We start from the raw sequence: 22609 nt of genomic DNA on the forward strand, positions 1-22609 counted from the left end.
TGTTGCGATCACGTCGTCCGAACTCGAACGCTTGTTTGCGAAGCGCGTGAGACTCACGCGATGATCGCGCGCATCCTGGCCGCAGGCCAAGCCGCGTCATGACGCGGCCCCGCGCTATTCGGCTGTCTCGATGCGCACGGATGCGCGCCGCCGCAGGATGCCGGCACCCGCGCTCAGGGCCAGCTTGAGCAGCCCGCGCCACGAGAAATCGATGATCACCTCATGGTGCCGCAATCCCTTGCCGCCCTTCACCAGCCCGAGATCCCGGATCAGGCAATAGTGGCCGCTGCTCATGCGCGCCAGGCGGCTGTTCTTGAAGCGTCCCATGAATGGCGAGAATGCACTGCGGATCGATTCCGTCAAATCTTGACGGCATCGAAATCGGCAAGGCGGCGGCAACCCGATCGCCGGCCGCAGTTGCGCGGGCCACGCGCGCCGCCATCGTCAACGCTGGGCTGGGCCCTTGAATCAAAAACCTCCGGCAGGGCATTGCCGGAGGTTTGGGAGGCTTAGCAGCTAGCTAAGAGCCATCATTCAATGTGTTGGCCGTGGCGTATATAGTTTAGTAGATCAGGTAAGTAAATAAGTCTGCGGCTAATGAATCGCATGGCTCGTCTTCGTCGTTCGCGTGGACCGAAATGACGCAGCTCAGCTCTCCTTAAAATCTTTCGCAAAGAAAAACCCCGGCAGTTGCCTGCCGGGGTTCTGTTCGATCGTGATCAGATCAACCGGTATTACCAGTTGCGCTGAGCGCGGAAGAGCATCTGGACAGTGTCCTGATCCTTCAGCTCGTAGGTCGCGGTCGGCTTGCCGATAGCAGTCGACGACGTCGTGATGATACCGGCATACTTCTGATCGAGGTGAGAGTAGGTCACGTCGGCCGAGAAGGTCAGGTTCTTGACCGGGGTCCAACGGGTGATCACGCCGATCTGCGCGATGTTGTAGTCGGGGTTGCAGGCGGTCACGCCAGCGCCGCCAGCGAATGCGGCACGGAACGAACCACCGACGCCACCAACGCCGCAGATGAGCGACTTAGCCGCATCGTTGTACGAGACAGCGGCGAACGCACCGTACAAGCTGGTGTTCCAGTAGGGATCCCAGTTGTGGGTGTACGCACCGCGCATACCCAGGTCTTGATGGACTGCTGCTGACCGCCGGGGCCGAACACCGTGTCGGGTGCCGTTCCGAAGCCAACGCTGCCATAGACGCCCGGCAGGCTCGAACCGCCGAAGATGGCGATCGCGCCGGCCTGGCTGGCCAGTTCCTGGATGTTGTAACGGGTCGCACCGTCGGTGTAGACGCCCTGGATGTTGATGGTGTCACCGGGTCCGGTCGGGATGTTCTTGATCGACAGGGCCAACGCACCAGCCCAACCCCACTTGTCGTCGGGATGACCGGTCAACTCGGTGCCGCCGTAGTAGGCAGCGTGGTTGTCATGCGCGGCGACCGACGCCTGGAAGATACCCCAAGCCTGGTCGACCTTGAGCGCAGCGACGAAGTCCGGAGCGATCGTGCCGGCGTAGTCGCTGGAGCCGTAAGCACCACCGACGCTGAGGTTGTTCACGCCAGCCTGCATGTAGGCAACCTGGTCCTGCGCCGACAGAGCGAGCGACACGCCGTTGCCGAACTGCGCGGTGTAGGTGAACTGGTTGATGCCGTTGGTGGTGTTCACGCCACCGACGAGCGCGTCGTAGTTGTTGCCCGGATAACCGTTCCAGGGGGCAGCGAACTGCGAAACCGCCTTACCCATCGTGAAGCCGGCGAACTGGATGAAGGCGTAGTAGACGCCGACCGTACCGGCAGCCACGTTGCCCGAACCGGCGTTGTTCGGCGCGGAAGACGAGCCGATCGCCGAGTACACGGTCGAGCCGTTGCCCTGGCCGGCATAGGTGTCGGAGGTCCAGGTGAACACCGCATCGAAATAGGTGCGGACCACGCCGTATTCGGTCGCGGTGCGCGTATCGATGTTGAAGTCTTCACGCGAACGCCAGGTGTAGCCGTTCGTGAAACGGTTGTTGGCACCGCTGGCGCCGTTGTAGTTCGCGCCGTACACGCTGTTGCCGTTCACCACGACGTCAGCACGCACATAGCCGCCCAGCTTGATGCAGGTGTCGGTGCCGGGGATGTAGTAGAAGCCCGGACCGTAAAGCGAGCAAACCTTCACGTACTCGACCGCTTTGGCCTTGACGGGAAGATCGGCCGCCTGTGCCCCGCCGACCGCGACCAGCGCAGCCGTCGAGCCCAGGATAAGGCTCTTCAAATTCATATTAAACCTCCAAGTTGCTCATATGCGGAAAGTCCGAGGCCGCGAGCGCCCCGTGATCCTCCCGCATTGTCCAAGACCGTTTTCCCCAAACCCCGCACCCTCAGATCAATCTGTGGTGTGCGACGGACTTGAACGATCACCGCAACGGGACGATCGAGATTCCCCTACCGCCGGGTTCAATATGCATTGGCGAGTTCGCCAATCAAAATAGTTTATAAAGTCAGGAATGCGAATACGGCCACACTGTGTCTCGCCGGCAACGCTGCCTGTAAGCCCTTTGCTTACCTGAGAAAACCTGTCACATCCCAAATAGTCCAGCCGTCACACCACCATCATAATTACTTTACGTTCACTTGCGTTCGTTGGCGGCTTGCGGGAAAAAACCTACTGCAGCGCAGAAAACAAGAAATAAATCAGCACAAAGCTGAGTCGGCGCCTGAGGGAAGAGGAAGCTGTGTCAGTGACAAGGAAGGATACGACGCGCCAGCGCGCCATCGAACATCTCGACATCATCAAGCGATTCACGCTCGAGATTTCGGCTATCAACTCGCATCTCGAGCGCGTCCGTCAGTTCTGGGGCAAGTCGCTTGGCGTCAGTGGTCCGCAATGGATGATTCTCATCGCGATCTCGGATCTCGACAAGGATGACGGCGTGCCGATCAACGTGGTGTCGAAGCTGCTGCACGTCGATCCGTCGTTCGTGACCACGCAATCCAAGCTGCTCGAGCAGAAGGAGCTGCTGCGGCGCGCGCCCTCCCCGGCCGATGCGCGCGTGGTCCGGCTGTCACTGACCGACAAGACCAAGAAGCATCTCGCGGGCCTCGCCGAACAGCACAAGGCGTTCAAGAAAACCGTTTTCGAGGAGTTCAGCGAGCCGGAGCTGGCCGAGTTCACGGCCAAGCTTTCGATGCTCACCAACCGCCTCGAAAAGGCCTGCCTGATTGTTGCGATGGAAGCCGAGGCCTGAGGCGACCGGCTCTGCAGCGGACGGGACGACTGGCAACCGGCACGATCGCGCCGCTCACCTCGCGAAGCGTTGGAAGCGGAGACCTATCGGTGTCCGCGCCCCGGCGACTGGAACGCCAGGAAGGCGAGAACGCTCAGCAGCGCAGCCCAGACCAGAAAGTGTTCAGCAATCATGTTGGCCCCCCATTTGCCCCTCAATGGAAAGCATGAAACGGGCCAAGCCGCGGTCGATCCGTGAACGGGCTATGGAAAAGGAGCCCCGGCGCTGACGGCCGGGGCCTCGAAAAACTTACAGTGTAACTATCTGGACCTGGTCGAGCTGCCTCCGGTCATGCCGCTGCCCGACCCCGTCGTCTGACCAGGGGCGTAGCCAGAGGCCCCTGGGCTCCCGGCTTTCGATCCTCGTGCCTGCATCTCGTGCCCGGGTGCATAGCCCGAAGCGCCGTGACTGCCTTTCTTGGAGCCCTTCTTTTGCATCTCGTGTCCAGGTGATTTGCTCGAAACGCCCTGTGCAAAAGCAACCGGGGTGGAAGCCATCAGGCATACCGCGGAAAGGACGATGATTGCGTGCTTCATTTTGTCCTCCAAAATGCGCCCCGCAACTAACCGCCTGAAATCAGTGGCGTTCCATGAACGATTGTTCATCGACAACGACAGCCGCCGATGCGATCGGCTTGGTGCTGCCACTTCAACGAGCGTTTGCTCGATATTAACGACAGCGTGTTGGCTTCCGCGCACAGCTTTCCGCGACTGGCGAACAGCATTGGCAACCAATCGCAAGCCGACGGCGAGCGATGCGCGCCCGCTTCAAACCACACCGAACGAATTTTGAGAAAAATGGTCGGAGCGAGAGGATTTGAACCTCCGACCCCTAGTCTCCCAGACCCGAGAGCCGCCTTGATTTTGCTGGGATTTATTTGAAAACCGCTGCAGCAAGCCAGCATTGAAAAAACTGCGCTTTTTATTCTCCCTGTAAACTGCCGGACACGTCATACCGGGTGGCCAGTTCCGCGTCCACAGCTTCGCAAAGATTTCCTATTGCCTCGCCCCGCCGCCTTGCCTAGGAACCGCCCCTCTACCCCACCTCGTTACCCCTGAACTCGAAGCGTTTATGTGCTAATCTCTCTCCCTCGCGTGGGGCGGCTTGAAATCCGTCTCTCGCGGGTAAGGCAGTAGAGCTCAATTGCCGGCATAGGCCGGGCGGCTCCATGAATAACCGCTAGTAGCAGCGTGGGGTCGCTCCCTGCGCGGCGGGAATGATGGGGGTCAGCAAGCTCTACTGCTGAATTTCAACCGCCCGGCACCAGCCCGGGCCAGCAGCAGGGAGACCACCCTGCAATGCCCCCATCCCCGAAGCTCTACCACCTTGCTTGTTTGTGGGTGGAACTCACGCGCCAGCTTCACAAGATGATTGCGGCGGATCTGCAGGCGAAATTCGGTTCGCATGCAGGAGATCTCCTGATCGATACCGCAGTCTTCATCGGAACCGTCGAAGAACGCCCGATGACGGCGACCAAACTCGCCAACTACGTAGGCATGCCACGCCCGACCGTGATCCGCCGCTTGAACATCCTGCGACGCCGCGGCTCGGTCGAGAGGCGAGGAAGCATCTATCGTACGCCAGCCAAGCGGCTGCAACGTGTGGTGCGGAAGGATCACGGCGCGCTTGCCAAGCTCGTATGCAGCACCCACGAGCGACTGTCGCGCTAAATTGATTCAATCCCTCGTTGTTAACCGTTCGCCGCCAGCGGCGTCCATTTTGGACACCAGCACATTAGCAACCGGAGCGCGCGCGTGCTTTTATCGCGCCCATAAACGCGAAAAACTACATTTGGTTGGGAGGACAGATAGGGATGGGAAGTTTCCAGAATGCCAGACGATCAGCATCACGATCCGCGGAGTTATCTTGAGACGGAGGCGAGGATCATCGCAGAAGACGAAACCCACGTGGTGATAGCGCATCGCATGGAGAAAGCCCAAATTGCGCGATATCTGCCGTTGATGGCAGCTCTCGCCGATATCCTCCCCTCGGCCCCTAAGGCGCAGATCAGATCGAAACGGGCTATCTGATGGATCAGCTGGATACGCACGAAAAAGGCCCGCGAGCGGGACATGCTCGCGAGCCTTGACCCTCTATTGCAACATTTCGTGATTGCGCGGGACTTGCGTATACGCAGGACTTGCGTATTGTACGGCTATTGAAACGGAGCAAGGCAATGACCAAGCAGCAAATCGAAACCGTCGCGAAGCTCGAAGCGCTGGTTGCCAAGAACGGCTCCACCCCTCTTCTTCAGATGCTCATCGCTCAAGCGAAGGCTGGCGAGCTAGTTGCTCCGAAGCGGATGATCTAATGACTCCAACCCAATACAAGGCCGCCATAAAGGCGCTAGGGCTATCCCAGCACCTGGCTGGTGATTGGCTGGGTATCGGCCGGCGAACCTCTCAGGGCTACGCGCTGGGCGAATATCCGGTGCCTGAGCCAGCGGCTAAGCTTTTGCGGCTTTGCGTCAAACTTAGCCTCAAGCCGGAGGACGTTAAGTAGTCCTAATCATAGGGCCCGCGAGCGGGACATGCTCGCGGGCCTCGATCGCACGCCGGCAGCGAATAACGGCGCGCACGTCCCGACGCTTGGAGCCAGGACGATCTCGTCAGGACGGCGTCGCGACCAGCCAGGCACTTGCCGAAATGCTTGCGGCCGTCAGCTGATTGTCGCACGCGTCGGTCAGCGGTTCGCGCCAACCGACAGATCCGCCCAAGCTCACCATGACGTGCATCGTGTCGTCGTCGGTCAGCATGTCGATCGCCGCATTTGCGTTGGCAATCGCCAATTCCCTATCGCGCGCATGAATTGGCTGCGCTCCGATCACCTCGTCGAATCTTGCGGCAACAGCCAATTTTGCGGCGGCTTTGTTCGCAGCCGTCACGCTGAATGAATAGCTCATCTCCGATCGTCCTTTCCGTAGTTGCCGGGAAACCGCCCGGCGCGGGATCTCAGATCAGGCCCCACCAGACGCCGAGCGCGAGCCAGGCCACGATGCCAATCGCCGCGAGGACGAGCGTCGACCAGACGACGAGCTCGATCAGCGCGCGGAGCCGGAATTCGGCGGCACATAGCGCCAGCAGGATGACGGCGACGACCGCGAGCGCGACCGCCGCATTGTTGAACACGCCCTGCAGCGCAGCGGCGTCGTAAGCGAGCAGGATCTCATTCATGCGGCACCCGATGGATCGACGATGATGAAGCCGGCGAGCGAGCGCGCGTGCAGGCGCGTCCGGCCGCCGCCGGAGTTGGAATCGTGGACGAGCCAGATCTCGGCCTCGAGCTGCTCGACCAGGACGAAAACATGATGCCGGCGGACGGCCGCCATCCGAGGCGCCGGCCGGGCTCGCGGGAAAGCGAACCAGGCCGCTGCCAGGTTGAGCCGCGGGATGATGCGGCCGAACAGATAGAGGCTCGCGCCGCAGCCGCAGAACGCATGCGGGCAGCCGTGCGGCCGGCTGCCGAGCATCTGCGGCGCCGGCCAGGCGCGCGCCAGGCGTGGCCGCGCCTCGGCCGCCGAGCCCGCGACGATTAGCGCGAACACGGCGGCAACAACGATGCGAAACATCAGCGCTTGAGATGGATATCGACGAAGTTCGTCACGATCCAGCCGACGCCGCCGCTCAACCCGACTGCGGCCCAATAGATCCAGCGGCTGAAATTGCGCACGCCGGTCGCCTGCACCTGGACGTTCTCGACCGCATCAACGACGGGCTTCATCTGCGCGATGTCTTTTATCGCGGTCGCGAGTTGGCCGCCCATAGTCGTCATGTCGCTGCGCATACCGTCAACCTTCGCCGAAACATCGGCGCGTAGCGCATCGACCTTTTGATGCAGATCCCGTCGACCATTGGACGCGCTCTGCTCTTGCTGTTGCCATGTCGCGGTCAACGTCTTGACGGTCGAACTCGAGGCCGCCGATCGCTCGAGCCATTTCACGCAATGCGGCTTGTGTAGCCTCGTCGCTCATTTCGCCCGTTTCTTTCGCTTGAACAGGCCGAACCGGGGCGCCGGCTTCTCTGCCGGCGCTGCACTCTCGCAGCTCACGCCCTCGACGCGACCGATTCCCTCGCGCACGTCCTGGTATTGGCAGACGGCCCGACGCAGGCAGGCATTGACCCTTGCCAGTGCGGCGCGGTCGGTTTTCCAGAGTCGCTCGACCTCGCCGGCATCGAGTTCGCGATCCGGCGTGTCTACCGGCTCCCGCTCGCAGGCCGCGACGTCCGCCGGCAGCGCCGGAATGTTCGGCGCGTCCGGAGGCGGAGGCTGCAGCCGCTCGACGCTACCGGACCCCACGCACCCGGCGAGACATATCGCGAGGAAAGCACTTGTTAGGATTAGCCGGCGTTGCATCGATTGCCCCCTGGTTGGTCTGCAATTGTGCCTCGGCCGCGGCGGCGCGCTTGGCGTCGCGTTGCTGCAAGGCGTTGACGAAAGTGAGCTGGCGATCCTTCTCCTCGAGGCGCGCCTGCAATTGAGCGTTCTGCGCGGCGACCTGCGTCGCCTCGCACTTGGCATCGGCCGCGCCGAAACCGGCGTTGTAGAGATGCGCGCCGCCGGCGAAGGCACCGCCGCCCGCCAGGAGAGCGAGCACGCCGGCGAACAGCGCGCCGGCGGCAAAGGGTGAAAGGTTGACGCCGGCGAGGCCCGCCAGGCGCACGGCGATGGCGACGATCAAGCTCATGCGTGCTTCCCCGTGCGATAGTCAGCCAGGCGGCGCTGCTCGAGCTGATTGGCGACGAACCAGACCAGGACGCCGACGCCGGCAACGACGACCAGGGCGACGATACCGATCGCAATCGCCTCGATCGCCACGGGCGTCAGGCCGAGACCGCCGACCGCATCCTTTGCCGCGGAGGCCCGCGTTGCGTTATCCGTGATCCACGCGAGGATGCTGGCGCCAGTCAGGCCGGTCGAGCCGCCGAAGATCTTGCCGGCCCAGCTCTTGGCCTGATCGGTCAGCGCGATCGTCTGGGAGCCCTGGTCGCGGAGATCCTCGACGGTCGCGCTCACCCGCGTTTCCGCCACATGGCGCGGCGCCTGCGGCTTGGCGAGCTCGGCCAGCAGCTGCTCGTCGATCGCAGGCGTCAACGGCAGACCATGCTCGTTCCGATAGGCCAGGATCATGCCCTCGGTGCGCCCCTGCGGCGACTGCTCGCCGTCGACCTGACCGACATCGAAATAGCCGAGCTCGCGGAGGCGCGCCTGGACATGAGCGACCTGATCCGGATCGCTAGGTGCCGGCGTCGACGGCAGTTTGGCGGCCTCGAGCGGATGCGCCTCGATCAGGCCATGCTCGAATAGCGCCGCTTCATCGTCGCGACGATCGCGCAGGCCGCGCTCGTTCGGCCATAGCCGTTTCATCGATCGGATCAGGCCCGGGATCTTGGCGAGATCGCCCGACGAGATGCAGGCCTTGATCTGCCGCATCTCAGCGTAGCGCGGATCCAGCTTGCTGAAGCCGGAGGCATCGCGGTTGAAGGCGATCGACAGGATGACGCCGGCACAATCCGGCGAGAGCTCGTCGAAGCCGGGAAGCAGCCGCCGGCAGATCGCGAGATAGCGCGGCACGTCGTGATTTGAGAACACGTCGAGCGCAACGTCCCAGGGGATATCGATCATCCCCTGCGTCTTGCGGCAGTACGCGGCAGCCCTGTCACCGCGCAAGCCGGCGGCGCCGACCAGCACCTTGAGCATTGCGTCATTCACGCGCCCGCTCCAGTCCGCGCGGATCTTCGCGGCAGTCTGGGTGCCGAAATCGTAACCGATTGCGCCGGTCGGTCCCGAGTTATCGCTCGGATGCTCGAGGACGGTCCGGTAGCGCTTGTTATAGAAGGCCTGACTTGTGACCTCGGCCGCCACGATCAGATCGAAGGCGGCGCGCGAAATTCCATGCAGATCGAGCATGCGTTTCGTCTCCAAGATTTGAGGGTTTGAGCGAGAAGCGCCGTGTCAGCCGTCGATCAGCTTGGCGGCGTCGAATTCGGCATGGACGCGCTTGAGCCAGCTGCGGACATAGCCGCGCATCACGGCCGACTGAGCATCGTCGAGCGCAAAATGCGAGAAGGACGCGCCGGCGCCATCGACCAGCTCGGCCGCGCGATCGTTCAGCTTACCGACCGTGATGACCGGCATCGCCTTGGCCTCGGCCGGCAACCCGATGAACGCCGCATCCGTCACGTGATTGATGACGAGCGAATGCCGCGCACCCTCGACCAGGCGCCCCACGGCAGCGATCTCGTCGAACGAGGCCTGCGTCGAGCCGATCACGTGTAGCACGGAAATGCGCAGCTTGCCGCCGCGGACATTGTCGAGGAAGCCGATCTCGCCGAGCAGCTCGAGTGTTGGCGTCAGTTGGCCGGCGCGGACGTCCAAGACCGTGAACTGGTCCGGCTTGAGCGAGTCGAAAACTCGCATCTGACCGTCCGATTTGGACAGATCGACCACCTCGGCAAGCTGCGGAAAGAAGCGGCTGAGAATGCCGGCCGGCGCTTCGGTATCGAACGCGCGCAGCGCCTGCACCTGGCCGGGCCGGTCGCGCAGGTCGTCAAGCAGCGCACGCGCAAGAAACGTCTTGCCGACGCCGCCCTTGTCGGCGCCGACGATGATGACATGGGGGATCGTCATAGGAACATTCTCCAAAGCAACCGACGCGGAATGCGCCGGAAATCCACAAGTCGCGAACCAAAGACTTCGTAAGCCGCGGGAGAGCGAGGGTTACCCGCCCTTGGTTGCGGTCTGTCCCTATCGCCAAGAAAGGAAACTTCATGTCGCGCGAGGGCACGCAGGCGAAAGATTTTACCCCTTGCTCGCGCAGGTTGCTGCGGATACCGTCCGCGCCGCCAATATTGGGCGAGGGGTTGTCTACCGTGAACATTCCGTCTTTGACCGGCGCGCGGTTTTTTGCCGCCGCAGCGATCGTTCTGAACTCATTCACAAGTCGCGCCACTTTTCCCAGAAGGCAGTTTCTGGCCGTTCGATCTGGCGGGGGCGGTCCCGTTCTTTTTCGCGCTGTCCGGCTTTGTCCTATCGATCAATGCGAGAGGCGCTCCATTCGGACAATTCCTGACCGCGCGATTTGCCCGCATCTGGCCGGCACACGTTGCCGCTATTTGCTTTCTGTTTTTGATCTTCTGGCCTTACAGCTATGAAGCGGCCACCTCCCCTGAGGAGTTTCGTAACCTGTGGCTGAATTCAGCCCTCGTGCACGCCTGGATCCCCGAAAGGGCCGTTTACTGGTCATACAACGCCCCGTCCTGGTCAGTTTCGGCCGAGATGTTTTACTACGCGACCTTTCCTGGCGTGCTGTGGTTGATGCGTCGAAGCGCCCTTCACACACTGCTTGGCACCTTGGCGGTCTCGGTCGGCTTTCAATTACTGCTGGGCAAGCTCGAACCTGGCATCGATAGTCACTGGCTCGGCCATTATAATCCGCTGGTCAATCTTCCGATCTTCGCGCTCGGTGTCGCCGCCGGTGAATGGTTCAAGCGCGACGTAACACGCAAGGTCAACGGAACACCATTCCAAGTCAGTGCCGCGACCCTGATGCTTGCCGCGAATGCATTTTTCAGCCTTACCGATTTCTCCTTCCTCCCCCTGCCCTTGCCTTTTTCATCAAGACTGGCGGCGCGGCCCCTTTCTATTGTGCCGTGATCGTGTCGCTGGCGCGCTATGATGGGGCCATCAGCCGCGCGCTGTCCCATCGGCCGCTTATTTTCCTCGGCGAGATCAGCTATTCGCTCTATCTATTTCACCAGATCGTCATTCGTTGGTACACGGTGAACTTCGACGCATTCTCTCCCATCCCCCTGTGGCTTCAATACGCCGGCATCTGGATAGCCTCACTTGCCATCGCGGCAATCAGTTTCATGCTTGTTGAGAAGCCCCTTCGTCGAGCGATACTCAAGCTGGCGGATGGCGTCGGCGGCGCTTACAACCGAATGCAGAGAGCATAAGTCCGGTCGCTCTCTGCGTCCAATTTAACGGTTTATCCCATCTCGTACGTACCAGAGATTTTGAGAACAGCGCCGTCCGCACCGGGATAAGTCTGCGTCGTTGTGAGGACGGTTGCGTAGTTGCCCCCGGATGAGATGGTCACCAGCAGATCGGCGCCCGTCGCCGAGTTGCGGCCCCTGCATTCCCACTCCAAACTAGCCCCACCTTTTGCCGGCACGGGCAAGCCGATCCTGATAGACCCAGCGCCTGAGCCGTTGGTCGTAATCGTCAATGAAGCATTGAAATTTACCGTGCCCCCGGATTGGCCATAACGACCAGACGCCGTCGCCGTCGTGATCGCACCCGTCTGCGCCGCGATCGTTGGTGCATAATCCGCCCACAGACCAGCACTTGCGATGTTCGTATAGTGTGTGGGGAAGGCAATGTTCTTGTACGTCCCGATCGGGACATAATTGCCGGCATCGACAACCATCGAGTTCGACTCGTTACGGTTAACGATCGCCGTGCCCAGTTGCTGCGTAACGAAATTCTGTCCGATGAAGCACGGCGAAGCCGTGATTCCGGAGAGGTCAAAGCTGTCGGTCGCCCTAGACGTGAAGTTTCCGGTAAATGTTCCGCTGATGCAGAACCCATCGGGAAACGTGCCTATCGCGTATGTGCCGGCCGGCTCCGCAGCAGTCACACCGGTTAGATTTGCCCCTGCTCCACCCTCCAACGCGTTCGCGGCAAGCATCCGAACAGGATACTTCACGTCCTCAAACCAGTTCGAGACAAACGTTGGCTGCGCGTTGCGAGCAAGATACCCGTAGGGATTCGCTCCAACAGTATTGAAGAAGATATTGTTCTCGATCAGACGATTGCATTCGGCCTGCGACCCGTGGTCGAGAATATGCGCCAAGCCACCGATGACCGATGAGGTAAACTGATTTCCGACGATCCGGGGGCTGTCGTTCCAGTAGGAGGTGGTTGGTAAGCCGCTTGCATACCAGACGCGAGCCGTATCACCAGTCTCAAGCAAGCCAACACCCGCGTTCTTGAAATCAGCAAACGTGTTTTCAACGATCTGGCTATGAATGCAGCACTCATTGGCGATGCCGTATCGCACCGTTGCGAACGAGCAGCGCCGAACGCCGGCTTGCTGAGAGTTCGCCATGTAGATGCTCGCGCCGTGCGCGGGGCCGACAAATTTGATGCCGCTGATCTCGCCGCGACGAAAGCCGGTGATGTCTCCGCCCAAGCCGTTGGTGACGGGATAGACCTCAAAGCCGTGCTGCATCGCGCTGTCGATGTCGGTGCCGCTGCCGTTATTCGTGAAAGTGATGGTCGTCAGATCCTTCCCCGCGCCGGCAACGTCGCCTTGGAAATTGTGACCATGTGCATCGACCAAGACGATCTTGGTCGATGAAACATAGCGCTTCGCGCTAAACCGGACGTTGACGCCAAGCGCCGTCGCCGTATCGAAGGCCGCCTGAATGGCAACGTGGCTATCCGTTGACAGATCGCCGGGATCAGCCACAGCCCCGAAACTGTCCACCGAGACAAAGCCGTCGACGGGCACCAGCTCCCACCACGCTCCATCGACAGATTGGAGCTTGCCGGCGTGCGCGGGTTGCGCGCCGACACGCTTGTAGTAAGCCCCATCGCTTATGGTGTGGAGATACGTCACGCCGCCGGGGACCGTCGCCGCGGCGGCAAGCGCCTTGGTGTCATACTGGTGGACCTGATTACCGAGCGCGGACGCCGATGAGGCTGCAGACGCGGCCGACGCCGCCGCAGCATCCCGCGCGGAAAGCGCACTCGTCAGGATTCCGCTGGCATCAACCGGGACCGACACCAGCAGCTGATAATGGTCGGTTTGCCACGCCATGATCACTGTAGAATTTGCCAGCAAGGAATTCGGGACGAGATCATTGTTGAGCGTGGATTTGATCGGGACCGCCGCGTTCCCGTTGACAACAATTGTCGTGATGTCGGTATTGCTGGCCACCGGTGTGAGCAGATAGAGCTTGTTGCCCGGCACGGTCGGCGTTTCCGGCGCGGTTGCGACGATCGCGTTTGCCGTCCCGCCCGTGACGGTGAGGCGCACCAGGCCCGTGGGCAAGTCGCTGACGCGCGACCAGGCTCCCACACCCGACGCGCCCGACTTCACATAGAGGCCATTATTTGCAGGCGTCCCGTCTCCATACACCACGGCAACAGTGCTTGCATTATGGGCAAGATCGGCGTTGATGGCCGAAAGCGTCGAATAGGCCAGCCCCGCCGCCGAACTGGAGAGCAGCGTCTCTAGCCATGTTCCCCAAGTGACAATCTCAGCCTTTTCTGGTCGGCGCGCGCCGCTGGCCGGTACACCGGGGATCTGATAATTGCGCCAGACCGAAGCGGCCGTTTGAACGGTCATTGCTGGATTACCTTTCAGGAATATCTGAGTGGATGGTGGAGAGATTTTTTTGCTGCGGCGATGGGGCGATTAGCTGCCCTAGTTTGCCTCATAACTTCCACTGAAGATGAGGACATATCCGTCGCCACCGGGATACGTGTTTGTCAGGGAGAAGATGTTCAGAGCCGTGCTGACTGCGATCGTTTTCGCCTGAAGGGCATTGCCCGTCACACCGTCTTCTCGGCCAAAGAAAATGAACGCACTCTTTGTTATCACCGGCAGACTTACCGACACGTAGCCGGCTGCCGTGCCGTTGGTCGTGATGGTTACAGCGACTGAGAAAAACACGGTTTTCCCGCACTGGAGATATCGGCCCGTCGCGCTCACAGAAGTGAATGCCCCACTTCCGGGCGTCACGGTCGGAGTGTAGGCCGTCCACGCGCTGCCAATGGGTGAAGAAAAGCCGCTCATCAGACGTAATCCAGATTGAACGCGGTCACGTCAGCCGCCGCGAGCACCGTCGTGTCAGCGTCCGCAACTACGCTTCGTGAAGGCGAAGCCAATGCCCGCCGCAAACGAGAGGCCGAGCGGCCAGTCGTAGACGAAGGCCTGCCCGGCGGGACAGACGATCTTTTTGCGGATCGTGGTGGTGCCAGGCACTGGCGGGTTGAGCGCGGAATCATAGAGCACCAAAAACACGTCATAGGCGGCGTTGTTCTTGCCGCTGGCCTGATAGAGACGGCCCGCAGCCGTCTTGACGTTTGTCGCGTTGGTCGTCGCAGCCGACGACGCCATTCGCGCCGTCGAGGCAATGCCTCCGGTTGCCGCACTGGCGTCGGCTACCGCACGACCGATCAAATTTGAGCCCGCCGGCGTCGCGGCGACCAAATCCGCATGGATTGTGGTCGCGATGTCAGTGTGGAGCTGCACTTCATCAGAATGGTTGATCGCCAACGCAGCGATAATCGACGCTTGATTTGCGGCGGTGCTCGCACCAGCCGGAAGCGGCAACGCAGCGGCCGAGACAGGCTGCGTCGCTTGCCAAAACGTACCCGAAACCGCGAGGGTCCCGGCGAGCGCCGCAGCGATGGCATTGATGGCTGCCAAGTCCTCGCTCGACAGTGCCACAGGCCGCGACGCCGCCGCTGCCACGCGCCCTGGGGGCAATGGTTTCTCGATCGCGACCGGTGCGCCGGTCGCATCAAGCACATTCATCGTCGTCATCAGATATCCTCTAACAATGCGATATACTGGCTTCCGCCTCGGGTGGAGAAATCGAGTGCCCGAGAGCTCGCACCGAGAGCGCCGAGCTCGTCAGGATCGACCAATCGCCAATTGAAGGTGACGCGGCTGTTGGTCAGGTCGATCTTGCCCTTGTCCTGGATCTCGACCACGCAGACGCCGCGCTCGTTCAGCCGTTTCACGTAAGGCGGAAACTGGATCTTGACCCAGCGCTTGCCCATGTAGCGAAGACCGTAGAGCGTCGTGACGAGCGTGCCGGATGCTTCAGGATTTGCGCGCAGCAGCGCCCGCTCGCCTAGCATCGCGGCCTGCCCGGAGTTCTGCACCCAGGACAGGTCAAGCGGCCGGTTGCGCACAACGCCTGCACGCGTGATCGCCTCTTCATCCCGGACGGGATTGATAGGGTCGCTGACATAACCAATGTCGGGGTTCGTGAAGGTGACGTCGAGCTGATTAACTGAATCCTCGTCGGCCGTTCCGAACTGCACCGTGCAACCAAGAATGTGCCTGGGCATGATGGCCGGCTCAGTCGGCTCGCGATAGACGCCGACGGTCAGCGCCAGCGTGCCGTCACCCGCCTCCGTGAGCCAGCCGTCCATGGTGGCCAACAGGTTGCCGAGGACACTTTCCGGCGAGTTGTCAAAGTTATACCAGCCCGCAGTCTGAAAGCGCGGGCCGTAGCTCGTCACCTGATCGCATAGCGCCGCCTCGGCCATCCACTGGTCAACGACTGCCGGCGGAAATAGGATCTCGCGATCCTCGCCCATGCCACCATCCGCCAGCGTGATGTAATCCATCAGCTGCAGCACGCCATTCGGCGACGCCGTCCATGTCGAGGGATCAGCGACCGATTGCGCAGGGTCGCGCGGGTCCCAGATCGGGGCGCACTTTGCGACCACGGACGGCAGCGGCAATCCCTGCTGAAACCTCTTCGTGAACGCCTCCGGATCAGGTGCCCTTTGGCAATACAAGGCGAGACACGCCGTGCCGCGCCCGGCGTAAGCTGGCGTCCAGTAGCCGCTGGTACTGTCCGGATTGAGCATGTCGCAGGAATTTTGCGAATCCAGACCATAGAAGATCTGGATCAGAACACCCGCATACTGATCGGCCCCCACGGTCGCCACCGTAGTAACCGCGCCGTGCGTCGGCGCAGGAGAAACAGAAACGGGCTGATCATGCAGGTAGATCTGCAAGACCTCCTCGATCCGACCGCTATGGAACGCGATCATGTCCTGTGAATTGCCGCCAGCTGCGATGAACAGCAAATACGGACCGGATAGCCGATTGATCCAGTAGCCACGCCGGCGCGCGACGACGCCCTGCTTGAGCGGAACCGCGCCGTTCTCCGGCTTCGGAATGTCCGGATTATTGAGCGCGAACTGCAGGCCGATCGAGGTCGCGAGCAGCACGCCGGTCCCGATCGCAGTGAAGCCGGAGACGCCGAGAAACACGCCCTCGCCGAAGGCGACGAGCCCCTCGGCCTCACCGGTCGACGCGATCGCCAGAACGATGGCCTCGCCGATCACGTCAGGCACGGGACACCCTCCAGGCGCGAAGCACCGGCAGATCCGCCATCACTAGACCGGCATTGGTCGAGACAAGCGCGCGAAGGCCCTCGGCGAGGTAGATCGCGCCGGTGACGCCGGTCAGCGGACGCCCCCTGCGGAGCGCGCGACGCAGATCCCGCGCGCGACCGACGACCGGCGCCGTCACCAGGCAGACGTCGCCGAGCTGCGGGCTTGCGGTCTCGCTCAGCCCGATCGCGGCAAAGCGCCGCGAACATGAGCGAACAATCCAGCCCTCGCGCCGCATCGCCGCACGATATTGCCGGAACGTGCTGTAGCCGCCGCGGCGATCCGCCATCGGGTCGGGCCACCCACAACGCACGACCCAGTCGGCCATCAGCGTGCAGCAGTCCAGCACGCCATAGCCGAAACGCTGCGAGGCGACGCCGTCGAGATAATCGGCCACCATGGCCTCGATATCCGTCATGAGAAAACCGGCCATGGCTTGTTGAAGCCGTGCGTGTACTCGACGACATGGCTGCAAGAGAGATCGCCGGGCCACCGCGTCTGCTGATCAGCATCCGACCAATAGGAGGCAGTCGGCCGACGGCGCGCCGTGAAGCGCGTGCCGACCGATAACGTCACCGTCTGCACGATCGGGCTATCCTTGCCGTCGACAACCGGCCGGTTGATCGTGAGATAGTCCGCCGTGTAGAAGGCACACCAATGCAGGCCTCCGAGCAACCGCCAGCGCTCGTCCATCAATGCGAAGCCTAGCGTCGCGGCCTTGCCCTTGACCCGGTCAGCATCGTCGCCGGTCGCGAGCGCCAGAATGCTGTCATCGACCCCGCTCAACGTGAATTCCTGACGTTCCGCCGTGCCGTTGATCAGCTGCGAGATCACAGGGATATCGCGGACGGCGCCAAAACCCTGATAGAGCGCGCCGTCCGGATCGAACACGTTGACGCCGGGCTTGATGTCGCCAAAGCCGAGCCAAAGCCGCACGGCCGGATCAGTATCCAGGCGAAAGAAAATGCCCTTGCTATAGACGCCACTGTCCAGCGCCTCGAGCTCGGCATCGTTGAAATCGAACATCAGGGCGCCTCGACAAACGTCGCGCTGGCGGAATTGACCGTCCATTGCGCCTCGTTCAGGTCCATCGCGTTGGGCGCCGAGAGACGCATCTTGCAGCGCGGGCGATCGAACTCGAGCCGGGTCCCGGCAGCCACGTCCTCACGCAGCGGCGGGTTGAACGTGATAACGCCGGCGGCGTCCGAGGACATATCGACGGTCGCGATCTCATAGATGCGCCATTCCTTGGTCGGATGCTCGATCGAGAAGCGCTCGCCGCCGAGCAAGGGACCGGCAAAGTTCAGCGTGATCGCGAGCGATGTATCGCGAAGGCCGGCCTCGCCGCAGACGATATCGATGACCGATTGATAATAGCCGGCGCCATCACCGAATAAGGCGCCATCGTTGTGCGGGACGGAAAGGCCATCGGTAAGGGAGAAGCCCTCCGGCCAAGGCCGAAACAGCGCGTCATTGCACGGCACGATCAGTCCTGTCGTGCCGCCGTTGGCGATCTGTCTGACCGCACGCCACAACCGCGTCAGCTCGCTGATTTCCTGTCTGGTCGAGCCACTGAGGCCGATATCGCTCATCGACGCGGTCCAGAAGCCTCCGCCGTCCGTCCTGACGAACGTCGAGACCGATTCCGCGGTAACGCCCGGAGACGCGGCCACGCCAACCAGATTCCACCCCTTGGTCTGCTCGCGGAGCAGGCGGCGCGGGAATTCGATCGTCACGACACACCCCTGGTCTGGAAGCGCTGAATGCTCACCATCTGCCGCGCCAGCATTGCCTGCTGTTCGGAATGCTGGTTGAGGACGCGGTAAATCTGGCTGACGGTCGTGCGGTCGGCATTCGGCGCGTAGATCTGATAATTCGGTGCGTAGGTCTGACCGCCGCCGCGCCCCATCGCGGTCATGGCCGGCGAAGATCCACCGACATAACCACCATCGGCATACCCAGCGCGAAGCCTCAACAGGTTCTGCAGGCCGAGCCGCTTGACGTCCTCCTGGCTGAAAACAACCTCGCCCTTATGCACGATGCCCGCCGGCTGAAACTTGCCGCCCGGCCCGGTGAAGCCGCCAGTATCGAAGCTGAAGAGCTTGCTGAACAAACCCGCAAGGCCGCCGACGGCATTGGGGCCAGCGCTCGCCAGCGGCGCAGTGCCGAGCGTCGAGGCCAGCGAGCCGGTGCCGGTGAACAGCGCCTGCAGGCCGAGCCGTGCGAACTGCTTGAGCAGGCTGTTCATGACGTCGCTGGCCTTCTGACCGTCGACAAAGACGTCAGCGAGCGCGTTCGCGGCCGTATTGCCGAAGAAGCGGGCCTGCTCCGCGTTGGCGGCCAGCGCCTGCTTGACGTCCGCGAGCTTGTTCGCAAGCTGGCCGTGAGCCTCGGCGAGCTGCAGGATCTTCGCGCGCTCGTCATTAGTCAGGTCGCGGCCGGCGGCTCGCGCCGCGGCCTCGGCCTTCGCCAGCGCGACGCCCTTTTCGCGCTCAATGTTGCTCTTGCCCTCGGTATCCAGCTGCACCTTGAGGGTGTCATTGGATTTCTGCATCAGGTTGATCAGCATCTCGATCTGATCAAGATGATCCTTGGTGTCATCCTCGCGCGGCGCCTTCGACGTGTCCTTGCGCGCGCCATAGGCAACATTGGTCGTCTGCTCGGCAGCCGCGCGAACCGCCGCGGGATTGAGGAGGCCGCCGCGCAGGCGCGCCCTGGCCGCGGTCATCTCCGGGCCGTCCGGATTGTTGACCGATGATCTGTCGCCGATCGGCGTGATGCCGAGCGAGGCCGGGTCCGCGTTCAGGCCCAGCTTTCCGCTCGCCTCGACCAGGCGCGCCCAGAATGACGAGTTGCCGAAATCCTTCAGCCACTGCGGTTCGTTTGAGAGCGCGCGATAGAGCTGGTTAGCGAGGTCGACGGCCTTCGCCATGGTCTCGACGATCGAAACCCAGTTCTCATGATAGTTCATGCCGAGCTGGACGAGATCGTTCTGGATCGGCTTCCACTTGTCGGCGAGGATCTTCTGCGCGTCGTCGAGGCGGTTTTTCAGGTCAACCGCGCGGGCGACGTCCTCGTCCGGGATGATCTTGGTTGCCGCGATCTTATCGGCGCTGTCCTGCATATCCTTCAGGAAGCCGGAATTCGCGCGCAGCTGCTCCATCATAGACGGCGGCAAAAACTTGGCAGCGAGATCAAGCCCGGCCAGGCGCTCGCCTTGGTCGGCTGCCTGTGTGATCAGCGTCACCAGGGCGCGATAACGCTCCTCGGGCGAATTGGCGCTGCGGAAGGCGGCGACGCCGGTATTGCCCGAGAAATTCCCGGCCTTGATCAGCGCATCCAGCCGCTGCTCGAGTTCGCTGCCGTTGGTCGCGTCCTTCCCCTGCCCCAGCTTGGCCGTGTCGACCTCGCGGAACTTCGCCAACGACTTGGCGACGTCGTCGAGCTTGATCCGGTAGTCCTTAGCCGCCTCGGCCTGACGCTGGAAAAACTCCGGCGTCACGCCGCCCTTGGCGGCCTGGTCGGCAATCTTGACGTACTCCTCGAGCCGCTCTTTCGCGAGATTGGTGATCGCGCCGGCCGCCGCAAAGGCCGCATAGGCGACCCCGGCGCCGACGGCGAGCGCGCCGAGCGCCGGGCCGAGCAGCGACGCCACATTACCGATCGACTGGAACGTCCCGATGATCGACGAGCCGGCCGTGGTTACGGTCCGGCCCGCGGCGAGCGCAGATCCGGCAACCGACGCCATGTTGGTCGCGACCGAGGCGGCAAGCGACGACATCCCGCGCTTGGCGGAATCGATATCGGTCGCAAATCGGATTGTTAACGGCGCATTTGCCATTGATTGACCTGATCAGGCGCGGCCGGCGAGCTGCTCGGCCGCGAGGATTGCCAGGAATTCGTCATCGCTGATGTCGTCAGGCGTCTTGCCGGCATGGAACGTGCGGAAGGCGCTGGAAGCCGCCCACAACGCCGCGGGCGTCTCGCGATCGACCTCGGCGGGAAGCCGCCCCATCATGCCGCCGAGGTGGTACCAGGCGCTCATATCGCCCGGCACAACCGTCCGCTCGGCTACGGTTGATCGTCTTTTTTTTGATGTCGTCGGGGATGCCGCTGACATAGGCGCCGATGATATCGGCGGCGAGCTGGATATGCTCGCCGAGCGGCTTGCTGTCGACGCTACCCATGACGATCGCCGTCGCTTCCGGCTCAGTCAGGCCGCCGCCCTGCAGGCCGAGCCGGATCGCCTCACGCACGTCGGAGGCATAGAATTGGTGCGTCGCGAGACGCACCATGATCGCGCCGATGCCGGCATTGGCGAGGCGCTCAAGCTCGGCGACCTCGCCAATGCGCAGGCGCAGGGTGCGCTCGCGGCCCGCGAAGGGCCTACGGATCTCGAGCTGCATCACGCCGCCAGGAATGTCAGGTCGCCGTCACCACGGCACTGGCACGTGAACGTCACGATGCCGTTGTCATTCTTGGTCAGTTCGAGCGACTCGAAATGCAGCAGGCCATCCCAGCGACCGCCACCCTGGTTGTCGATCGGATTGGCGACAATGCGGTACGGCACCGGCGCCTCGGAATCCTTGTCCGTCTTGAGGTCCGTATAGTGCTTCATCACGGCCTTGCCGCCGAAATTCAGGCTCCATTCCTTCGACTTGACCACGGATTTCCGGGTCGGGATCGCGGTCGGGTTGTCGCAATCCGGCATAGTCGCGTCATCGAACTGCTTGGTCTCAGTCAGGCCGAGATTGACGGCAGCGCAGACGAAAACCGGGTTATTGTTGACAATCCGGTACAGGTTGAACCGGTTGCCAGAGAGCGGCGCATCGGACCCCATTGCTTCAGTCTCCTTGCTTCATAAGATCGATTGTGAAATCGGCGAACGTCGACTTTGGCGTGACAGGCTGGATGACGTCGCCATCGCTCACCAGCTTTACGACCTCGCCCAACGTGGTGTAGGGCGCGGCCAATTCGATCTCTTTATTGTCGAGCGCCTCGACGCATGCCTCGATCACCGACCAAGCCTCCAGCCGGCCGAACTCGGTCGAGACTGCATAGAGGCGGAACGTCACGGTGCGGACCGCTGAGCACGTGCCCTGCTCGGTCATGCGGCGCCGGTTGACGCCGCCGAGATAGACGTAAGGCGGCTTGGGCCGATCCTTGTCGCTAGGCACCTCGTCATAGATCCGCGCCGCGACCAGCACCTTGAGCACCGGATCGTCCTTCAGGCGCGCAATGACGGCGCCCTGCAGCGCCTCCACGGCGGATTGCGGCACACGGTCAGCCATCAGTCATCCTCATCCAGCGCCAGACCGATGACCTCATCGGCATCGGCGCCGCGCTCCTCCAGCACATCGCGCGCATTGTCATAGAAAAACGGCTGCGCCTCGGTGCCGGGATGAGTGCGATATTGCTGCCGCGTACGGCTGCGCGGGACCGGCCGCACTGCGCCCTCGCCGAGGCCGGACGTGTTCTCATGATAGCCGCCATCGGCCACGGCATAGGTCACGCTGCGGCCGCGCTGGCCTGGTTGCGTGCCATGCTCGACGAAGCCGGAATAGTCCTCGCCGCCGCTACGGTCATCGTGCACGGCCGCGGCCTGGACAACCCAAGCGTCGCCATCCTGCCAATAGCGGATGCCGTTGTAGAGGTTGCCCTTGTCCTGCGGCACGTCCGCCCGCATGCGGCCGACCATGTCGCGCGCGGATTCCTCATCCTTGACGCGCATGTGCTTTTCGATGAACCGCCCGATTTTGACGAAGCGGTTCTGCAGCACGTCAAGGCCGATCAGGCCGAAGCCGAGCAGCTCCTGCTTGCCGAAGGGTACGGGAAGGTTGGCCATTACATTTTCCGGGAGATGCGCAGCAAGCGGTAGCCGCCGCGATCCTTGATGCCGACTGAATCGATCTCGAAATCATTACCCTCGGGATCGAGGTCGAAGCTGACGCGGTCGGCCAGCGTCAGCTGGTCGACATTCTTGGACTCACGCACCTTGAGCCAGCCGGTGACGGCATCCTCGGCATAGCCATAGGTCCGCCGGGTTTCCGCCGATAGCGGACTGAACTTCGCCCAGACCCGCAGCACGCCCTCGAGCGAGCCGCGATCGTCGCCGGCCACACTTTCCGTGACCGGACGGCGCCAGAACGTGACGCGACGATCGAGCTCGCCCGATGACATCAACCCAG

Annotated in this window: 28 protein-coding genes and 1 pseudogene; 6 read left to right on the forward strand and 23 right to left on the reverse strand. The window is 62.2% G+C overall.

Annotated features, from left to right (window positions below):
- Positions 1 to 114 precede the first annotated feature (114 nt).
- Both ACSKB9_RS04985 and ACSKB9_RS04990 read right to left on the reverse strand, forming a co-directional pair.
- Positions 115 to 294: a hypothetical protein gene (locus ACSKB9_RS04985; RefSeq protein WP_438080066.1), complete on the reverse strand. Its 180-nt coding sequence runs from the start codon at positions 292 to 294 to the stop codon at positions 115 to 117.
- A 440-nt stretch (positions 295 to 734) separates the two neighbouring features.
- Positions 735 to 2266 (reverse strand): annotated as a pseudogene (locus tag ACSKB9_RS04990) (porin).
- Positions 2267 to 2720: 454 nt separating this feature from the next.
- Here ACSKB9_RS04990 and ACSKB9_RS04995 point away from each other — a divergent pair.
- The 4 genes from ACSKB9_RS04995 to ACSKB9_RS05010 all read left to right on the forward strand — a co-directional run bounded on the left by ACSKB9_RS04995 (position 2721) and on the right by ACSKB9_RS05010 (position 5583).
- Positions 2721 to 3233, forward strand: a complete 513-nt coding sequence (locus tag ACSKB9_RS04995) for a MarR family winged helix-turn-helix transcriptional regulator (protein WP_304495607.1) — start codon at positions 2721 to 2723, stop codon at positions 3231 to 3233.
- 1337 nt (positions 3234 to 4570) lie between these two features.
- The gene (locus ACSKB9_RS05000; protein ID WP_438071851.1) at positions 4571 to 4942 is read left to right on the forward strand and encodes a helix-turn-helix domain-containing protein; all 372 of its coding nucleotides are present in this window, start codon (positions 4571 to 4573) and stop codon (positions 4940 to 4942) included.
- Positions 4943 to 5101: 159 nt separating this feature from the next.
- Positions 5102 to 5302 carry a hypothetical protein gene (locus tag ACSKB9_RS05005; protein WP_438071852.1) on the forward strand — a complete coding sequence of 67 codons (201 nt, stop codon included), beginning with the start codon at positions 5102 to 5104 and terminating at the stop codon, positions 5300 to 5302.
- A 146-nt stretch (positions 5303 to 5448) separates the two neighbouring features.
- Entirely contained in the window at positions 5449 to 5583 is a 135-nt protein-coding gene (locus ACSKB9_RS05010; protein WP_438071853.1) for a hypothetical protein, read from the forward strand.
- A gap of 297 nt (positions 5584 to 5880) precedes the next feature.
- Here ACSKB9_RS05010 and ACSKB9_RS05015 read toward each other — a convergent pair whose 3' ends face one another.
- The 8 genes from ACSKB9_RS05015 to ACSKB9_RS05050 all read right to left on the reverse strand — a co-directional run bounded on the left by ACSKB9_RS05015 (position 5881) and on the right by ACSKB9_RS05050 (position 9899).
- The gene (locus tag ACSKB9_RS05015) at positions 5881 to 6174 is read right to left on the reverse strand and encodes a hypothetical protein (protein WP_438071854.1); all 294 of its coding nucleotides are present in this window, start codon (positions 6172 to 6174) and stop codon (positions 5881 to 5883) included.
- Between the two features lie 49 nt (positions 6175 to 6223).
- Positions 6224 to 6445 (reverse strand): hypothetical protein, encoded by a 222-nt coding sequence (locus tag ACSKB9_RS05020; protein ID WP_438071855.1) that lies wholly within the window; start codon positions 6443 to 6445, stop codon positions 6224 to 6226.
- The gene (locus tag ACSKB9_RS05025) at positions 6442 to 6840 is read right to left on the reverse strand and encodes a hypothetical protein (RefSeq protein WP_438071856.1); all 399 of its coding nucleotides are present in this window, start codon (positions 6838 to 6840) and stop codon (positions 6442 to 6444) included. The genes ACSKB9_RS05020 and ACSKB9_RS05025 overlap by 4 nt, the downstream gene beginning before the upstream one ends.
- Positions 6840 to 7163, reverse strand: coding sequence for a DUF1515 family protein (locus ACSKB9_RS05030; RefSeq protein ID WP_438071857.1), 324 nt, complete (start codon positions 7161 to 7163; stop codon positions 6840 to 6842). The genes ACSKB9_RS05025 and ACSKB9_RS05030 overlap by 1 nt, the downstream gene beginning before the upstream one ends.
- Positions 7164 to 7238: 75 nt before the next feature.
- Positions 7239 to 7568, reverse strand: a complete 330-nt coding sequence (locus ACSKB9_RS05035) for a hypothetical protein (protein ID WP_438071858.1) — start codon at positions 7566 to 7568, stop codon at positions 7239 to 7241.
- A complete protein-coding gene (locus ACSKB9_RS05040; protein ID WP_438071859.1) occupies positions 7555 to 7950 on the reverse strand; it encodes a hypothetical protein in 396 nt (131 codons plus the stop codon). Before ACSKB9_RS05040 ends, ACSKB9_RS05035 begins: the two co-directional genes overlap by 14 nt.
- A 2-nt stretch (positions 7951 to 7952) precedes the next feature.
- The gene (locus tag ACSKB9_RS05045; RefSeq protein ID WP_438071860.1) at positions 7953 to 9179 is read right to left on the reverse strand and encodes a peptidoglycan-binding protein; all 1227 of its coding nucleotides are present in this window, start codon (positions 9177 to 9179) and stop codon (positions 7953 to 7955) included.
- Between the two features lie 45 nt (positions 9180 to 9224).
- On the reverse strand, positions 9225 to 9899 hold the full coding sequence (locus ACSKB9_RS05050) for a hypothetical protein (RefSeq protein ID WP_438071861.1): 675 nt from the start codon (positions 9897 to 9899) through the stop codon (positions 9225 to 9227).
- 354 nt (positions 9900 to 10253) lie between these two features.
- Here ACSKB9_RS05050 and ACSKB9_RS05055 point away from each other — a divergent pair, with 354 nt between their 5' ends.
- Both ACSKB9_RS05055 and ACSKB9_RS05060 read left to right on the forward strand, forming a co-directional pair.
- Positions 10254 to 10925 carry an acyltransferase family protein gene (locus ACSKB9_RS05055; protein WP_438080068.1) on the forward strand — a complete coding sequence of 224 codons (672 nt, stop codon included), beginning with the start codon at positions 10254 to 10256 and terminating at the stop codon, positions 10923 to 10925.
- Positions 10922 to 11227: an acyltransferase family protein gene (locus ACSKB9_RS05060; RefSeq protein ID WP_438071862.1), complete on the forward strand. Its 306-nt coding sequence runs from the start codon at positions 10922 to 10924 to the stop codon at positions 11225 to 11227. Before ACSKB9_RS05055 ends, ACSKB9_RS05060 begins: the two co-directional genes overlap by 4 nt.
- Positions 11228 to 11259: 32 nt before the next feature.
- Here the strand turns inward: ACSKB9_RS05060 and ACSKB9_RS05065 are convergent, their stop codons facing one another.
- The 13 genes from ACSKB9_RS05065 to ACSKB9_RS05125 form a co-directional block, all read right to left on the reverse strand.
- Entirely contained in the window at positions 11260 to 13626 is a 2367-nt protein-coding gene (locus ACSKB9_RS05065) for a hypothetical protein (RefSeq protein ID WP_438071863.1), read from the reverse strand.
- Between the two features lie 78 nt (positions 13627 to 13704).
- Complete coding sequence (locus ACSKB9_RS05070) at positions 13705 to 14076, reverse strand: hypothetical protein (protein WP_438071864.1); 372 nt, start codon at positions 14074 to 14076, stop codon at positions 13705 to 13707.
- Between the two features lie 54 nt (positions 14077 to 14130).
- Positions 14131 to 14829: a hypothetical protein gene (locus tag ACSKB9_RS05075; RefSeq protein ID WP_438071865.1), complete on the reverse strand. Its 699-nt coding sequence runs from the start codon at positions 14827 to 14829 to the stop codon at positions 14131 to 14133.
- Entirely contained in the window at positions 14829 to 16256 is a 1428-nt protein-coding gene (locus tag ACSKB9_RS05080) for a hypothetical protein (RefSeq protein WP_438071866.1), read from the reverse strand. Before ACSKB9_RS05080 ends, ACSKB9_RS05075 begins: the two co-directional genes overlap by 1 nt.
- A gap of 118 nt (positions 16257 to 16374) precedes the next feature.
- Complete coding sequence (locus ACSKB9_RS05085) at positions 16375 to 16854, reverse strand: DUF6950 family protein (RefSeq protein WP_438071867.1); 480 nt, start codon at positions 16852 to 16854, stop codon at positions 16375 to 16377.
- A complete protein-coding gene (locus ACSKB9_RS05090) occupies positions 16836 to 17447 on the reverse strand; it encodes a hypothetical protein (protein WP_438071868.1) in 612 nt (203 codons plus the stop codon). Before ACSKB9_RS05090 ends, ACSKB9_RS05085 begins: the two co-directional genes overlap by 19 nt.
- A complete protein-coding gene (locus tag ACSKB9_RS05095) occupies positions 17447 to 18157 on the reverse strand; it encodes a hypothetical protein (RefSeq protein WP_438071869.1) in 711 nt (236 codons plus the stop codon). Before ACSKB9_RS05095 ends, ACSKB9_RS05090 begins: the two co-directional genes overlap by 1 nt.
- Positions 18154 to 20202, reverse strand: coding sequence for a hypothetical protein (locus tag ACSKB9_RS05100; RefSeq protein ID WP_438071870.1), 2049 nt, complete (start codon positions 20200 to 20202; stop codon positions 18154 to 18156). Before ACSKB9_RS05100 ends, ACSKB9_RS05095 begins: the two co-directional genes overlap by 4 nt.
- Before the next feature lie 136 nt (positions 20203 to 20338).
- Positions 20339 to 20827, reverse strand: a complete 489-nt coding sequence (locus ACSKB9_RS05105) for a gene transfer agent family protein (protein ID WP_438071871.1) — start codon at positions 20825 to 20827, stop codon at positions 20339 to 20341.
- On the reverse strand, positions 20827 to 21261 hold the full coding sequence (locus ACSKB9_RS05110) for a hypothetical protein (RefSeq protein ID WP_438071872.1): 435 nt from the start codon (positions 21259 to 21261) through the stop codon (positions 20827 to 20829). The genes ACSKB9_RS05105 and ACSKB9_RS05110 overlap by 1 nt, the downstream gene beginning before the upstream one ends.
- A gap of 4 nt (positions 21262 to 21265) precedes the next feature.
- Positions 21266 to 21712: a DUF3168 domain-containing protein gene (locus ACSKB9_RS05115; protein WP_438071873.1), complete on the reverse strand. Its 447-nt coding sequence runs from the start codon at positions 21710 to 21712 to the stop codon at positions 21266 to 21268.
- On the reverse strand, positions 21712 to 22266 hold the full coding sequence (locus ACSKB9_RS05120; RefSeq protein WP_438071874.1) for a hypothetical protein: 555 nt from the start codon (positions 22264 to 22266) through the stop codon (positions 21712 to 21714). The genes ACSKB9_RS05115 and ACSKB9_RS05120 overlap by 1 nt, the downstream gene beginning before the upstream one ends.
- Positions 22266 to 22601, reverse strand: coding sequence for a phage head completion protein (locus ACSKB9_RS05125; RefSeq protein ID WP_438071875.1), 336 nt, complete (start codon positions 22599 to 22601; stop codon positions 22266 to 22268). Before ACSKB9_RS05125 ends, ACSKB9_RS05120 begins: the two co-directional genes overlap by 1 nt.
- Between the last annotated feature and the right edge of the window lie 8 nt (positions 22602 to 22609).

The organism is Bradyrhizobium sp. BR 1433, from assembly GCF_051547665.1.
Taxonomy (GTDB): Bacteria; Pseudomonadota; Alphaproteobacteria; order Rhizobiales; family Xanthobacteraceae; genus Bradyrhizobium; species Bradyrhizobium australafricanum.

Coding starts and splice junctions, on each gene's coding strand:
- ACSKB9_RS05075 (WP_438071865.1), bottom strand. CDS start 14,829: ATGACGACGATGAATGTGCTTGATGCGACCGGCGCACCGGTCGCGATC.
- ACSKB9_RS05090 (WP_438071868.1), bottom strand. CDS start 17,447: ATGTTCGATTTCAACGATGCCGAGCTCGAGGCGCTGGACAGTGGCGTC.
- ACSKB9_RS05085 (WP_438071867.1), bottom strand. CDS start 16,854: ATGGCCGGTTTTCTCATGACGGATATCGAGGCCATGGTGGCCGATTAT.
- ACSKB9_RS05000 (WP_438071851.1), top strand. CDS start 4,571: ATGCCCCCATCCCCGAAGCTCTACCACCTTGCTTGTTTGTGGGTGGAA.
- ACSKB9_RS05010 (WP_438071853.1), top strand. CDS start 5,449: ATGACCAAGCAGCAAATCGAAACCGTCGCGAAGCTCGAAGCGCTGGTT.
- ACSKB9_RS05100 (WP_438071870.1), bottom strand. CDS start 20,202: ATGTCGTCGCTTGCCGCCTCGGTCGCGACCAACATGGCGTCGGTTGCC.
- ACSKB9_RS05105 (WP_438071871.1), bottom strand. CDS start 20,827: ATGCAGCTCGAGATCCGTAGGCCCTTCGCGGGCCGCGAGCGCACCCTG.
- ACSKB9_RS05005 (WP_438071852.1), top strand. CDS start 5,102: ATGCCAGACGATCAGCATCACGATCCGCGGAGTTATCTTGAGACGGAG.
- ACSKB9_RS04985 (WP_438080066.1), bottom strand. CDS start 294: ATGAGCAGCGGCCACTATTGCCTGATCCGGGATCTCGGGCTGGTGAAG.
- ACSKB9_RS05120 (WP_438071874.1), bottom strand. CDS start 22,266: ATGGCCAACCTTCCCGTACCCTTCGGCAAGCAGGAGCTGCTCGGCTTC.
- ACSKB9_RS05110 (WP_438071872.1), bottom strand. CDS start 21,261: ATGGGGTCCGATGCGCCGCTCTCTGGCAACCGGTTCAACCTGTACCGG.
- ACSKB9_RS05125 (WP_438071875.1), bottom strand. CDS start 22,601: ATGTCATCGGGCGAGCTCGATCGTCGCGTCACGTTCTGGCGCCGTCCG.
- ACSKB9_RS05070 (WP_438071864.1), bottom strand. CDS start 14,076: ATGAGCGGCTTTTCTTCACCCATTGGCAGCGCGTGGACGGCCTACACT.
- ACSKB9_RS05115 (WP_438071873.1), bottom strand. CDS start 21,712: ATGGCTGACCGTGTGCCGCAATCCGCCGTGGAGGCGCTGCAGGGCGCC.
- ACSKB9_RS05015 (WP_438071854.1), bottom strand. CDS start 6,174: ATGAGCTATTCATTCAGCGTGACGGCTGCGAACAAAGCCGCCGCAAAA.
- ACSKB9_RS05065 (WP_438071863.1), bottom strand. CDS start 13,626: ATGACCGTTCAAACGGCCGCTTCGGTCTGGCGCAATTATCAGATCCCC.
- ACSKB9_RS05045 (WP_438071860.1), bottom strand. CDS start 9,179: ATGCTCGATCTGCATGGAATTTCGCGCGCCGCCTTCGATCTGATCGTG.
- ACSKB9_RS05050 (WP_438071861.1), bottom strand. CDS start 9,899: ATGACGATCCCCCATGTCATCATCGTCGGCGCCGACAAGGGCGGCGTC.
- ACSKB9_RS05020 (WP_438071855.1), bottom strand. CDS start 6,445: ATGAATGAGATCCTGCTCGCTTACGACGCCGCTGCGCTGCAGGGCGTG.
- ACSKB9_RS05025 (WP_438071856.1), bottom strand. CDS start 6,840: ATGTTTCGCATCGTTGTTGCCGCCGTGTTCGCGCTAATCGTCGCGGGC.